A 13,800-nucleotide genomic window follows, 5' to 3' on the forward strand; every position below is an offset into this window, starting at 1 on the left:
ACTATTAATCCATTAACAGTTCATCATCATCAAGAACTTCCCCGCGAACTTTCTGAAACATGCCAATTAAATCATTGACATCCAAGCCCTTACGCTCTTCATGACAGACATCCAAAATCACTTTTCCACCATGCAACATCAAGGTGCGATCGCCATAATCAAGAGCCTGACGCATAGAATGAGTCACCATGATAGTCGTTAATTTTTTCTCTTCAACGATTTTTTCAGTCAATCGCATCACAAAATCAGCCATTCCAGGATCAAGCGCTGAGGTATGTTCATCAAGCAATAAAACATCCGCATGGGCTAATGTTGCCATCACAAGGCAAACAGCTTGACGTTGCCCACCTGATAAACTGTCCATAGGATTATGAATATATGCTTCAAGACCAATGCCTAATTGAGCAATTTTCTCTCGAAAAAATTGCCGTTTCTCATGGTTTAAAGCCGAGCGCAAACCTCGACGATTTCCTCGAAGAGCAGCAAGAGCCAAATTTTCTTCAATTGTTAAAGAACCACAACTGCCTATTAAAGAATCTTGGAAAACACAAGCAACCTTTCCAGCGCGTTCACTGACTGATTGCCTAGAAACATTTTGGCCATTGATAACCACTTTCCCTGTTGAGGGAAGCGTTGCACCCGCTAAAACACTGAGCAAGGTTGATTTACCAGCGCCATTTGAACCGATAACCGTAACAAAACTACCCTGATCAATTTTAAGGTTAATATCAATCAAAGCCTGTTTTTCCAAAGGTGTTTGCGGTTTAAATGTAACCCCAACATGAGAAAACTCAATCACGTTTACGCCTCCTAAAATAGCGTGGCACAATAAGGGTTAAAATAACCAACAGTGAAGTAATCAACTGAAGATCTGTCGACGTATCAATACCAATTCCATTTGCTTCAAATGCAAATTGTACCGCCACACGATAAAGCACAGATCCCACAATACAGCTGATTATAATCCAAAAAATATTACGCGTACGAAAGAGAGTTTCACCGATAATCACAGCTGCCAACCCAAAAACAATTGTTCCAATTCCACCGGTAATATCCGTTGCAATCGCAGTTTGAATATAAAGAGAACCACCAAGTGCAACACAGGCATTTGAAAGCCCCATACCAAAATAAATTAACGCCGACGTATGGACCCCTTGCGCCGTCGCCATGCGTGGATTAGCTCCCATTGCACGCATAGCAAGACCAATTTCACTTTCCAAAAAACGCCAAATCAAAAACGCCATAATCAGCAATACAGTACCAATGAAAAGAGGACGCACAAAAATATCAGACAAACCAAACAGATTATAAAAGGGCGTTAACGCCGTATCAGCAAGCGCTAAATTAACATTAGATCCTCCCATAATTCCCATAATACGAAGATTAACCGTATAGAGTGCTGACATTGTTAAAATGGAAGCCAAAAGATTCAAAATACCAAAACGCAAATTCAACATAGCTGTTAATAAACCAGCTACCATGCCTGCACAAAAAGCACATGCCATAGCTGCCCATGCATTAAAACCTAAAAGAATCAAGACGCCGCAGACACAAGACCCAAGAAGAAATGAGCCATCAACTGTTAAATCAGGAAAGTCCAAAACACGAAAAGAGAGATAAACCCCTATAGCCACAAACGCATAAATAAGACCTAATTCCACAGCGCCAGAAAACGCAAATATATTCATGTAAAGACAATCCCCATGAAAACTTAACGTATTTTATTGTATCAATATCCTATCAATGAAAGTTATCGTATCACTTTTGTCGCACGATCAATAACTGCCTGCGGAATAACAATCCCCGCTTTTTCTGCTGCTTTCATATCAATTCGAATGTCATTATTAGCCGCCTGCACAACATCAATATCACCAGGCTTTTCACCCTTTAGAATACGCACAACCAACTTCCCAGCATCAGCCCCTACATCATAGAAATTCACACCTTGCGTCATAAAGGGACCGCGCCCAATAGTATTAGCATCAACAGTAAATATAGGAACATTTGCTTCCTGTGAGACCTTTACTGCACCCTCCAAAACAGAAAGAACCGTATTATCAGCGGGAATAAAAATGATATCTACTTTACCGATTAAAGCCCGTGTTGCTGCTTGGACATCTGAAGGTTTTGGTGCTGATGAAGGAATGATTTCAATTCCAACCTTTTTTGCTACATCCTTTAACACTTTAAGTGTTGAAACAGAATTTGCTTCAGAAGCATTATAGAGATAACCTATTTTTTTCAAATTTGGTTTTACTTCTTGTAAAAGTTTAACACTTTCTGCAACATCTATACGATCAGAACTCCCCGTCATATTACCGCCAGGTTTGGTAAGCGAAGAAACGATTTTAGCTCCGATCGGATCAGAAATCGCCGCAAAGACGATAGGTATTGTTTTTGTTGCCGCAAGCATTGTTTGTGCTGAAGGCGTGGTAATCGCTACAATAACATCAGGTTTATCACCAACAAATTTACGTGCAATTTGCGTTGCTGTTGAAATATTGCCCTGTGCTGATAAAAAAGTAAGTTGAAAATTTTCACCTTGCTTATAACCATTTTCTGCAAGAACATCTTCCACACCTTTACGAACAGCATCCGCAGCAGGATGAATCATAATTTGTGTGAGTGCAACTTTAATGTGTTTAACTTGGTCATCCGCTTTTGCAACACTGTTCATCATAAAAACAGCTGCAATGATAATCCCTAATATATTTATTCTCTTCAACATTATACTCCACCCCTCTCTATGCAAAATTAAAAAAGGAATAATCTATTACTGAAGAATCTTCTAAAATCAATCTTTATTTCATTTTATTAAAACATGGACAAAATAAATCAAACTAAAATGATATTTTTTTGTTGCAATTCGTAGAAGCCTACGCCATACAGACAGGACATATATCGAATCGGTAAGCGGGTGTAGCTCAGGGGTAGAGCACAACCTTGCCAAGGTTGGGGTCGTGGGTTCGAATCCCATCGCCCGCTCCATTGAATTTTGTATTTATTCGTTCTTGTGTGGAGTTATAGCTTGTCATCGGTTGTTGTAGCTGTATGTACGTAGCTTGCCAGTGTAGCTTGCCAGCGGGTTTTGTATATTTTGCCACTAGGTTTTGTAGCAATTTATTTTTTCTCAAAGAGTTTTAAAGGTGTTTTCAAAGGATCTTCAAAGGTCTTTCAAAGATCATTTAAAACCTCTTCCATGAATCTTTTTTTCTTCCTCTAAAAGTCGCAATTTGAGATGATGAGTTCTTGAGCCAGAATCGGATTATTTGAGACGCGGCATTTAATTTATAAGATGCAGTGACCTCTTTTAAAATAAATTGAGTGATAATTTTTCTGTATTCTAAGCACATTATTAAAGAGAGAAATGTTTAAGCAATTCGGTCAAGTTGATCCTATTGCTCCTTTTAGCAATTGGTGCAGCTTGCACCAAATGCTCTAAATGTTCATCATCACCGATCAAAGGATCAAGTTGACCCTTTGATTTTCTGTCACTCAGAGGTTTCCTTTTCTCCTGTTTTGTTTCCCTTGTTTGGTGCTTCAAGTGTGATTTCTGTGGTATATCCGCTTTGCTTTTCATAGCGGTGGGTGACGGTAGAAGCTTTCCATGGACCACTGATTTGCCCACGAAACCCTTGCAATAAAAGAGGTTGGTCCGCCATGATTTCGGGGCGCCCCGCAAGGATCAAAGAACCACTGCCCACAGCACGACACAACCTATCCGACTCGGAAGCAGCAGCAGCCAAAGCCTCTTCCTCACAAGTGTAACAAGTCCGTAAACGCCGCACGGGACCGCTAAATCCTGTCTGATGCTTGACTTGGCATTGTTGCCCTTTTGAGCGATCAAAATAAGAAGCTTCAATGGCGCCATATTGCGTGCGTGGCTCTAACGTGAACTCCCAGTTGGAACAGTCGTGTTTATGAAGTTGGAGTGCTGGTAAATTATCTCCGCTTAAAAACAAAAACTTATTGTCCTTGATCAAAAAACGTGCCTGCATGCGGTCGGCAAGGCGGGTTAAAAAATCAACAGCCGATTGATCCGTACGAATCACATAAGGCAAAGGTTTTTTAGTGAACTGGGGACTGACCTTTGCTTGATAGCCATGGCGTTTGGCGAGTGTCTCAACAATCTCCCCAACAGTTTTGTGATCAAAATGTTCACTCATCTGTTCTTTGAGCTCTTTACGCATCGAGGCGCTTTTACCACAAAGGCGCAAAATCTCTCCATCACTGCCCCCACAATTTACAACCGATTCGACAACAAAACACCCCATAAAAGCACTGATGCTGTTCTCATAGCCAAAGATCACCTGGAGCGCACTGTTGCTCTGTGGAACCTCTAAATCATTGCCGTTATCATCAAATTCTGCTTCAAATGTATCGGCTTCATTACCGGCATGGTCCGTAATGGTTGCGGTTAAAAGACGTTGGTAAAAAACCGCGTGAACAGGTTTGTCTCCCACCTTGACCACAATAAAGGGGTGTGTACGCATTAATCCCATAGTCGCTTCACCGTGCTTTGGGGATTAGACAACACAAATTCAGGCAGAATGACCTTCAAGCCCCGCGGTAAAAGCACACCATATTGGGCAATCTCTGGATTGGCTTCCAATGTAGCTTCTAAAAAGAGGTATTGGAATAGTAATGACAAAAATTGCTATTGAGCATTTAAAAAGAAAGAAATATCATGTTATTGGTATGCAAGCCTCTCACGAGGGAATTGGCATTTATAAAAAATTGGGTTTTATAAAATTTGGTGAATTCAAAGTTTGTTCCAATAAACACATAGCGGTTTAGCTATGAACTCTTTTTTTGCTAATCTACAAGAGAATTTATTATTTTCAGCAAAACTCAAATATAGAAAACAAATCTATACAACCAAGAAAGTTTAGCCAATCTCCTTTAATACTGATAGTGAAAAGCTAACAGCAGTTATTACAAATATAATTATTTCAAATGACTCACTCAAATTTTCTTACTTTCATGATTTTCAGGGTCATTGTCTTAAAAAAGATATCTATCACAGATCTAAGCTTAACAAGTGAATTTTTTTATTTGATATGATCGATAATTTACTGTTTGTTACTCATATTTATGAAGAACTCGAAAGCAAATATTTAAAAATACAGTTGCATCATATTTTTTAGATAGTTACTCTGTTAGTCAATTAATAGAAAAAATCAATGTTAGATATATTCAATAATTTTGATACCGATTTTGGCTCATTCTGTTTTTCAACCAATATAATAAACAGCAAATATAGTGGGATCAGCCAACTTCAATATCACTTTGTAAAAGGTCTTTCCTTCTATCCTTTTTGCTATCAAATTCTGATTTTACAATTCCTAGCTTTCTTTTTTATACTCAAAATTGCCTCTGAAACAGGGTACATTAGTCTTAAAAAATATATAAAAGAAGCAAATTATAACATTTTTCTCATCCTTCTTAATACAAAATAACTGTTAAACTACAATGCGCTAATACTTATCAGTCATAAGTCCAAAACAGCATATAATGACGAAACAAATTCATAAAGTGAAGATTTTTCACAATCAATTGTTGTATTAATCTTTCCATAATGCATAAAAATGATGAAGCGGCCCTCGCCCTTTCCCTACTTTTAAAGCATTTGAAGCAGTTAAAGCGCCATGCAAATAATCTTTTGCTTGTTTAACAGCGCAATCCAAAGGTTGGGTAGGTAACAGAGCTGCAATAGCGGCAGAAATGGTACACCCTGTCCCGTGATCATGAGTGGTTGAAAGACGAGAAGCTTCAAGCACAACAAGGTTTTCACAATCACAATAAAGATCTGGACTAGAACAATCGTAATTTTCTGTACTATTTCTGCTAAGCGTATTCAAATGTCCCCCTTTTAACAAAACTGCATGACACCCTAGCGCCAAAAGTCGTGGGGCATATTGATACATAGTCTCTAAAGACCATTGCACTTCACCTCCCAATAACAGTGCAGCTTCAGGCAAATTTGGCGTGATCAAAGTTGACATCGGCACAAGAACGTCACGCATAATTTCAATTGCATCAAACTTTAAAAGAACATCACCACTTTTTGCAACCATAACCGGATCAAAAACAATGAAACGCGCTTTATGATAAGCAAGACGCTCTGCAATAACCTGTGCAATCTGAGCATTTGCAACCATACCAATTTTAACGGCATCAACATGGATATCCTCAAAAACAGAATCAATTTGATCTGCAACAAAAGAAGCATCTAATGCCTGAAAAGAACGCACACCCTGAGTATTTTGTGCAACAACAGCTGTAACCACACTCATACCATAAGTTTTCATAGCTGAAAAAACCTTCAAATCCGCCTGCATTCCAGCGCCACCAGAAGGATCTGTTCCCGCAATAGATAAAATCCGTGGAATAAAAAGTTTATCTTTTTGTAATTCCATCAACCTCTTTCCTTCTGTTTTTAAATATCGGAAAATAAGTTACCGAAAAAATAGATGTTTGAAAAAACATAAAGAAGATGTTTTCTCATGTGAGTTATATTATATATGAAGTCTTCTTATAGATATAAAATGGAAAATGTAGTGCTTATCCTTCGTTCTATTCTTTTTACGTTCGCTTTTTATACAACAACTCTCATACAAATGATTCTTTACGCTCCCGTTTATTTTTTAATGCCCCGCAAAAAGGCATGGATTGTCCCTAAAACATGGGCGCGCGTTACACTCTTTTTGCAAAAATACATCGCAGGTACAAGTTATGAGATTGAAGGTTTAGAAAATCTTCCCAAAGGAGCCTATATCATTGCTCCAAAGCATCAATCGGCTTGGGAAACTTTCAGTCTTGTTCCCTATTTAGATGATCCCACTCTCATTTTAAAACGTGAATTGATGTGGATTCCATTGTTTGGCTGGTATATGGCAAAAACACAAATTATCCCCATTAACCGTACAACACCCATCAAAGCCTTAAAAATGGTTATACAAAAAGCAAAAGAGAAAGTAAAACAAGGGCGCCAAATCTTGATTTTTCCCGAAGGAACACGCCGACAACCCGGTCAAGAACCAGATTATAAGTCAGGAATTGTCGCGCTCTATAATGAATTAGGACTTCAAGTTGTCCCTATTGCACACAATGCGGGTTTATATTGGCCACGCAATAATTTTCGCCGTTATCCCGGAACAATTCGTGTCCGTATTCTTCCCCCGATAGAGGCTGGTTTAAGCAAACGTGATTTTCTAGATCAACTTGTCCAAAAAACTGAAAAAGCGTGTGATGAACTGCTTCTCTTAGCAGCTCAAGATCCTACCCCTCCCCCTATGCCACCATACGCTGTTCAGAAGCTTCAAAAACTAAATCATCATGAAACAATGCACTAATTGGTCAGAATAACGTATCACTTTGTATATTAAACGCAGCATATGGAAAAAAATATAAGAAAGATACCTCAAACTTTCTAATTCAAAATTATAAAACACATGTACATTACAAAAAAATGATCAATGTGTGAATTTTTTTTGAGAAAGAATTCTTCCTCTCTTTAAAATCATTTAAAAAACATACATCACATTGATTTACAATGATATTTTATAGCCTTTCAACTTGAATGGGAATCCTGGATACCGTAAGATTCTCTCATTTCAAATCTATTTGATGTTGAATCAATTAGAACCATTTGCTTGCACATTACAAGCGAGGATACCTCATGTGAATAAAATGATATAAGAAAAGATTAAAATTCTTTTTACGAACCGTCTCAATCTCAAGTGCCAAGGGCTATTCTAACAGGAGGACAAGAAAAATGTATGATTATGCCGATTTGTTTCTTCCTGAGAAACATAAATCCCCCCAAATATCTGAAATCCTGCACAATCTTCATCATTTAAAAAGTATTTCTTGAGATGCTTAAGTCATCAAACCAAATTCAAGGGGAAAATAAAAGATGAGTGTTGGTTTTTATCTCTGAGACACAACGGATACAGCAATTAACCATCTTTCCTCCCTATCCTAGACTTAAAAGCTTTGTGTGCTACATTAAAACAATTCTAAATAACGAATAAGAGGGAACTCAATTTAAATTAATGCAACGTCTCTTCTATAATTTATTTTTTTCTTTCATTTTGATTTTATCCAGCGCTGTTGCTCAAGCGCAGCCTTTTATTTCTGTTGATGTTACAACGGGGCATATCTTAAAACATAATCAAGCTTTTGAGCGTTGGTATCCTGCTTCCTTGACAAAGTTAATGACCGCTTATGTTATTTTTCGTGCCATGAGCCGAGGGGAAATTTCACCAGACAAACATATCACCATCAGCGACTACGCCGCAAAAGCTCCCTCATATCGTTCAGGCTATAAAGCTGGTTCTGTACTCACACTTGATACAGCTTTAAGTATCACCATGGTTAAATCGACCAATGATTTGGCCATTGCCATGAGTGAAGCTGTTGCAGGTTCACAGAAAGATTTTGTACGTAAAATGAATAGCGAAGCTAAACGTTTAGGCATGTTTGGCACCCATTTTGCGAACGCAAGTGGTTTACCAGACCCTCAAAACTACTCCACGGCACGCGATATTGCTCTCTTAGCTGTTCAAATACGTCGAGAATTTCCACAATATGCTCATTATTTTTCTATTCCAGCCATTGATTTTGGTAATAATCGAAAAATCCAGCATAACTCAAACAATCTCATTGGCCGTTTTTATGGAATAGACGGTATGAAAACAGGCTTTATTTGTGCCTCTGGTTTTAATCTTGTTGCCTCAGCCACCCGCAATAAACGTACAATTATTGCTGTCATTCTGGGTGCTAACAACATAAGTGAAAGAGAAGAAAAAGCTGCACAACTTCTTGAAATAGGATTTTTGCACCAAGGAAGCCCCCAATTAACACTAGCAACATTAAAACCTTATGGGAGCAACATAACACAAGCCAACAATATGAGACAACAAACATGCACACCTGAAGCCATAAAAATGCATGCAAATTCATATGATGATCAAGGAAATATTATTCTCACTTCTCCTTTTATCACTGCTCCACCTTCTTTTTCTCATCCTTTATCAGTACACCTCATTCGTACGCCACAAACACCTAAAATGACAGTAAAACCACTAAGAAAACCCTATATTCCGTATAAAAGGCACGCAAACCATTCTATAAAAAACCATAAATCATAACCTTACAATTCATTATAATACTTTGATTTATAATGATAAATTAATTATTTTGTACCTTATGTCAGCACCACAAGTATGTAAAATTCTCTCATTTCAAATCTGTATTTGTTGAATCAATAAAAACCAGTCACTTGCGCGCCACAAGGTGGATGAACATGTAGATAAAATAATAAAAACAAAGAATAAAAATTCTTCCTATAAGTCCTTTCAAGAACCAAGAATTATCATAACATTGACGCTAAAAAGTGTATGATATACCATGTGCACTTAACCTTATAAGCGTAAAGATAGTGGTACAATGGATTCATAGGAGATTGACCATTATATCCCTCGTGAATACCATTATAAATTGGTTAGACGTACTAAGATATGTTTTTTTAAACAAAACCATGATTGATGATTAACATGAAAATAAAGCGCATCCCTCTCACGCTTATTACTGGTTTTTTAGGCTCTGGCAAAACAACTTTGCTCAACCGTATGCTACAAGACCCTCTTTTAAGAGAATGTGCTATTATCATCAATGAATTCGGTGAAATCAGTATTGATCACCTTCTAGTTGAAAAAACGACAGAAGGAATTATTGAGCTTGCCAATGGTTGCTTATGCTGCAATTTACGTAGTGATCTCATCGATACATTAATTGATTTAATAAATCGCGTTCAGACAGGACAGATCAAACAACTCCATCATATTATCATTGAAACCACAGGGATGGCTGATCCCGCCCCTATTTTACAAATACTTTTAAGCCACCCGTTATTTATTCAAACATTGTCTATAAATGCTGTTCTTGCAACATTTGATACATTAAGCACACTTTCCATATGTGAGCGCTATCCTGAAATATATAAACAATTAATATTTGCTGATAAAATTATTCTCACCAAAACAGATCTTAGAGACCCACAAACGCTTTCAGATACACTCCTTAACACACTTAAAACAATGAATCCTACAGCACAAATCATTGACGCCCATTCTGAAGATTTCTGTTCAAATCTATTAATAAATAACACATTATGGGATGAAAAAGTAGAAAATACAAAACTTAAACAAAATCTTACGACCACCCCACATAATCATACCCCCCATAAAACCATTCGTACCTTTTCACTAAACTGTGAAGGTCCTGTTGATTACGCCACAATTGAAGCTTTTTTAGATATTCTACAAGAGCGTTATGGTACAAAATTATTACGTATTAAAGCAATTATCGCATTGCGTGATGACCCTTATCGCCCACTTATATTACATGGCGTACAAGCATTTTTTTATCCTCCCATAAGATTGCCCGAATGGCCAAAAGGAATAAAACAAACACGTTTTGTCATCATTGCCGATGGTGTTGAAAAAGAAGCAATACAAAAACTCCTTAATGCTTTTTTTAATAAACCAGCAATAGATACTGCAGACAAAACAGCTCTCTTAGAAAACCCTCTGGTCATTCCAGGAATAAAATTTTAATTTTTTCTCCCCTTCAATGATACAACATTAAATTCATTGGCACCACCATCTTTATGCTTTTAAAGGAGCAAACCGACACCATAAAGCACTTTGCTAATCGCCAATGTTGAAATGAGAGAATCTTACGGTATTCAGGGTTCTAATTTAAGTTGAATAATACTAAATTATCTTTATAATCAATATATTATAAATTTATAAAAACCTTTCATAAATATTCCTATTCAAGTTTATTCACATAATGAAATAAAAAATAAGAAAATACACATTTTTAACAATGCTTTCTACACCATAATGCCTCCCATAAAATTATTCGTACCTTTTCACTAGACGGCAAAATCTCCATAGACTACCACAATTGAAACTTTTTAGCTCTCTTACAAAACCGCATGACGCAAAATGACCACGTAGTAAAACACTCCAGCGCTAACATATTACCTTTATTTGTAAAATAATCGCCCTCACACAAAATAGAACATCATTGTATCACGAATTCACGCATTCATTTAAAAACACCGTCTCTCAATACGCATCATCCCTATTTCAAGACGCTACCCATAAATAATATAATACAAAATTCTCCATAAAACATATAAGCCCCATTCTTCATCTTTACTCCATAAATATGCAAGCTGGTAGCCTCATGCTCTTGCCAGTTGAAAATGCTTTAGAAAACCTTGGTACTTTAGAGTACTCACGAGAAATATCTGTACTCCTTTCTTTAAGAGTTTTATTCACATACCAATCCAATTTTATGGCGTGCAAAAAACGGTTTCGATTAATTCATCATAAACAGATTTTAAGATAAAAGAATCTGATGATATTGAGTCCATCAACTCAAATTGCAAAATGATAAATTATTATAAATCAAATTGTTATGATGAAAAATTTAATATCCATCAATCTGTAATCAGATTGTTTTCTCTCTAAATGCACTTCATCTGTAAACCACTTCATGTGATTCATTTCACAAACCGATTGGACAAATTCTTGGCTCTAAAATATTCTGCTCAACTCTATGATTTACTCCAGCTAATTGAAATCAAAATCCCTGTTGAGGCAAAAAACCAAAATCAGACAGAGGCAATATCGCATTTTAAAATATGTGAATGTATCTTATATAGCAGCATGAAAGAATAAAACTCTTTGAGAGAAATAAAAAAGAGAGGTACATTTTATGTTAACTTACTCTTCACTAAAAACGAAGATTGAAACCAGTGCCGATGTGCAAACAATCCAACTTCTTTGAGAAAATTCCTCTTGGCTTCCCACTTCATCTGATTTACTCACGTAAGGCTCTATGAAAAAACTCTGCGCTTTAGAATATTGACTACTCACTTAAAAACCTTATGCGTAAAGTTTTTGCATATCCTGTATCGCCATTTATAAGTGATAGTGTTTACGGTGCAGCAGGATACTCTAACACTCACTGTATTAGAGAAACTGAAGTTTTATCAATATCGCGATTAAAAACGTAACGTTTTCCATAAACTTCAACAGTTGGAGGTTGACGATTTTTTTCAAAAAAATCATAACCTTTCTTAAGCATAACCCAGAATTGATAATGAGGATCATTGCTATGACGTGACATATTATCCTCGGTCATGCGGAAAGGAAAAGCCTGCAACTGAAACTCTCTTTGTCCTCCTTTAAAAGCATCCCGTGCAAACGCATAAATCTGAGCCATGTTCTTATCACTCATAGAATAACAACCTGCGGAAAAGCAAGAACCATGCACCATAAGATTGCTTCCTGTGCGACCATTTTCCTGATCATAAAGGTTAGGAAATCCTATATTAAAAGAAAGATAATATTTTGAATAAGGATTCATTTGGTTTGCGCTAATAGTATAAAAACCCTCTGGTGTCTGCAGATCCCCTTCTTTATATTTAGGTCCAAGCTTACCAGACCATTTGCAAATGCCATAGCGAGCAACCAAGATAAAAGGTCCTGAACGAGATTGTTTCCAAACTTCAGCAAGATTTTCTTCCTTGAAAAATCGCATTACAATTGGTGCATAAGGATCAATATCATACAAAGCCATTCTATTCCGGATTTCTTGCGGCAACGGCTGCTCAACTTTGGCACGAATAGAAGCTGGTAATCTTCCTTCACATGCCGTCAATATTCCCATTACAACCAACACACACACAGCGAGGAATCTGCTAAATGTCATCGAATAAAACTCCAATCCAACACCCCTCATAAAAAATAACCTATGTTAGAGATCGACCAATTTGAAGGTATTTTTCCCTTCGCTCTTGTTTAAGAGCTTCACCATCTTTTCCAGTCATAGCTTTTAAAGCCTCTGAAATAACATCACCCGTTGCATCAATGACAATCTCTTTGCCACGATGCGCTCCCCCTAAAGGTTCCGAAATAATGCCATCAATAATCTTTAAGCGATACAAATCTTGAGCGGTAATACGCATATTCATTGCAGCATCTTTTGCACGAGCTGGATCACGCCATAAGATAGAAGCTGCTCCTTCTGGTGAAATAACAGAATAAATTGCGTGCTCCAACATATAAACTTTGTTGGCAGCCGCGATTGCTATCGCCCCTCCAGAACCGCCTTCTCCAATAACAACGGAAACCACAGGAACTTTTAGGCGCAAAGTTGCAGCTGTTGATTGAGCAATTGCTTCCGCTTGCCCACGTTCTTCAGCGCTTACCCCAGGATAAGCACCTGCTGTATCAATAAAAGTGAGGAGAGGCAAACCAAAGCGGTCAGCCATTTCCATAATACGTACAGCTTTACGATAGCCTTCTGGACGTGCAGAACCAAAATTATAACGCAAACGTGTTTGCGTATCGTGACCTTTCTCTTGACCGATATAAGCAACGGCCTCACCTTTAAAGCGTGCAAACCCCGCTTGAATAGCCTCATCTTCAGCAAACTTGCGATCTCCGGCCAAAGGCGTAACATCACTCAATAGGCGTTTAGAATAGTCCATAAAATGGGGACGATCAGGATGACGAGCGACTTGTGTTTTTTGCCACGGCGATAATTTTTTATAAATATCGCGCAACGCTGTTTGAGATCGCGCTTCAAGACGAGCAATCTCATCGCTCATATCAAGACTGCCTTTTTCCTGAGAAATTTTTTTTAATTCAAGAATTTTCCCATCAAGATCAGCAACGGGTTTTTCAAAATCAAGATAATTATACATTTGTACCA

11 protein-coding genes, 1 tRNA gene and 1 pseudogene are annotated in these 13,800 nt (G+C 37.4%); 5 read left to right on the forward strand and 8 right to left on the reverse strand.

All coding sequences use genetic code 11. The features are described 5' to 3' along the window. Positions 1-4: 4 nt before the first annotated feature. From ACFIK6_RS00270 to ACFIK6_RS00280, 3 genes are all read right to left on the reverse strand, one after another. Entirely contained in the window at positions 5-799 is a 795-nt protein-coding gene (locus ACFIK6_RS00270; RefSeq protein WP_375641204.1) for an ABC transporter ATP-binding protein, read from the reverse strand. Then, positions 792-1,688 (reverse strand): ABC transporter permease, encoded by an 897-nt coding sequence (locus tag ACFIK6_RS00275; RefSeq protein WP_375641205.1) that lies wholly within the window; start codon positions 1,686-1,688, stop codon positions 792-794. The genes ACFIK6_RS00270 and ACFIK6_RS00275 overlap by 8 nt, the downstream gene beginning before the upstream one ends. A gap of 62 nt (positions 1,689-1,750) precedes the next feature. Beyond that, a complete protein-coding gene (locus ACFIK6_RS00280; RefSeq protein WP_375641206.1) occupies positions 1,751-2,728 on the reverse strand; it encodes an ABC transporter substrate-binding protein in 978 nt (325 codons plus the stop codon). Positions 2,729-2,913: 185 nt separating this feature from the next. On the opposite strand from ACFIK6_RS00280, the gene ACFIK6_RS00285 reads away from it, so the two are divergent. Then, a tRNA-Gly gene (locus tag ACFIK6_RS00285) sits at positions 2,914-2,988 on the forward strand. Between the two features lie 503 nt (positions 2,989-3,491). Here ACFIK6_RS00285 and ACFIK6_RS00290 read toward each other — a convergent pair. Then, entirely contained in the window at positions 3,492-4,493 is a 1,002-nt protein-coding gene (locus ACFIK6_RS00290) for a phage late control D family protein (protein ID WP_375641436.1), read from the reverse strand. After that, a pseudogene (locus tag ACFIK6_RS00295) lies at positions 4,493-4,627 on the reverse strand (tail protein X); the annotation flags it as partial. The gene ACFIK6_RS00290 and the pseudogene ACFIK6_RS00295, both read right to left, overlap by 1 nt. Before the next feature lie 17 nt (positions 4,628-4,644). Here ACFIK6_RS00295 and ACFIK6_RS00300 point away from each other — a divergent pair. Further along, positions 4,645-4,797: a hypothetical protein gene (locus ACFIK6_RS00300; protein ID WP_375641208.1), complete on the forward strand. Its 153-nt coding sequence runs from the start codon at positions 4,645-4,647 to the stop codon at positions 4,795-4,797. A 767-nt stretch (positions 4,798-5,564) separates the two neighbouring features. Here the strand turns inward: ACFIK6_RS00300 and thiD are convergent. After that, on the reverse strand, positions 5,565-6,419 hold the full coding sequence (thiD, locus tag ACFIK6_RS00305; RefSeq protein WP_375641209.1) for a bifunctional hydroxymethylpyrimidine kinase/phosphomethylpyrimidine kinase: 855 nt from the start codon (positions 6,417-6,419) through the stop codon (positions 5,565-5,567). A 129-nt stretch (positions 6,420-6,548) separates the two neighbouring features. Between thiD and ACFIK6_RS00310 the strand changes: the two genes are divergently transcribed. The 3 genes from ACFIK6_RS00310 to ACFIK6_RS00320 all read left to right on the forward strand — a co-directional run bounded on the left by ACFIK6_RS00310 (position 6,549) and on the right by ACFIK6_RS00320 (position 10,622). Continuing rightward, entirely contained in the window at positions 6,549-7,355 is an 807-nt protein-coding gene (locus ACFIK6_RS00310) for a lysophospholipid acyltransferase family protein (protein WP_375641210.1), read from the forward strand. A gap of 702 nt (positions 7,356-8,057) precedes the next feature. Next, a complete protein-coding gene (locus ACFIK6_RS00315; RefSeq protein WP_375656321.1) occupies positions 8,058-9,155 on the forward strand; it encodes a D-alanyl-D-alanine carboxypeptidase family protein in 1,098 nt (365 codons plus the stop codon). Positions 9,156-9,560: 405 nt separating this feature from the next. Beyond that, positions 9,561-10,622, forward strand: coding sequence for a CobW family GTP-binding protein (locus tag ACFIK6_RS00320; RefSeq protein WP_375677265.1), 1,062 nt, complete (start codon positions 9,561-9,563; stop codon positions 10,620-10,622). Between the two features lie 1,423 nt (positions 10,623-12,045). Here the strand turns inward: ACFIK6_RS00320 and ACFIK6_RS00325 are convergent. After that, positions 12,046-12,795, reverse strand: a complete 750-nt coding sequence (locus tag ACFIK6_RS00325) for a L,D-transpeptidase family protein (protein ID WP_375641213.1) — start codon at positions 12,793-12,795, stop codon at positions 12,046-12,048. 40 nt (positions 12,796-12,835) lie between these two features. Continuing rightward, positions 12,836-13,792, reverse strand: coding sequence for an acetyl-CoA carboxylase carboxyltransferase subunit alpha (locus tag ACFIK6_RS00330; protein ID WP_375641214.1), 957 nt, complete (start codon positions 13,790-13,792; stop codon positions 12,836-12,838). Positions 13,793-13,800 lie beyond the last annotated feature (8 nt).

This window comes from Bartonella sp. AS69XJJH, from assembly GCF_042195585.1.
GTDB lineage: Bacteria > Pseudomonadota > Alphaproteobacteria > Rhizobiales > Rhizobiaceae > Bartonella.

Bases quoted from the DNA above. Each gene is read 5' to 3' on its own strand.
- ACFIK6_RS00310 (WP_375641210.1), top strand. From the start codon at position 6,549: ATGGAAAATGTAGTGCTTATCCTTCGTTCTATTCTTTTTACGTTCGCT.
- ACFIK6_RS00315 (WP_375656321.1), top strand. From the start codon at position 8,058: ATGCAACGTCTCTTCTATAATTTATTTTTTTCTTTCATTTTGATTTTA.
- thiD (WP_375641209.1), bottom strand. From the start codon at position 6,419: ATGGAATTACAAAAAGATAAACTTTTTATTCCACGGATTTTATCTATT.
- ACFIK6_RS00325 (WP_375641213.1), bottom strand. From the start codon at position 12,795: ATGACATTTAGCAGATTCCTCGCTGTGTGTGTGTTGGTTGTAATGGGA.
- ACFIK6_RS00320 (WP_375677265.1), top strand. From the start codon at position 9,561: ATGAAAATAAAGCGCATCCCTCTCACGCTTATTACTGGTTTTTTAGGC.
- ACFIK6_RS00290 (WP_375641436.1), bottom strand. From the start codon at position 4,493: ATGCGTACACACCCCTTTATTGTGGTCAAGGTGGGAGACAAACCTGTT.
- ACFIK6_RS00330 (WP_375641214.1), bottom strand. From the start codon at position 13,792: ATGTATAATTATCTTGATTTTGAAAAACCCGTTGCTGATCTTGATGGG.
- ACFIK6_RS00300 (WP_375641208.1), top strand. From the start codon at position 4,645: ATGACAAAAATTGCTATTGAGCATTTAAAAAGAAAGAAATATCATGTT.
- ACFIK6_RS00280 (WP_375641206.1), bottom strand. From the start codon at position 2,728: ATGTTGAAGAGAATAAATATATTAGGGATTATCATTGCAGCTGTTTTT.
- ACFIK6_RS00275 (WP_375641205.1), bottom strand. From the start codon at position 1,688: ATGAATATATTTGCGTTTTCTGGCGCTGTGGAATTAGGTCTTATTTAT.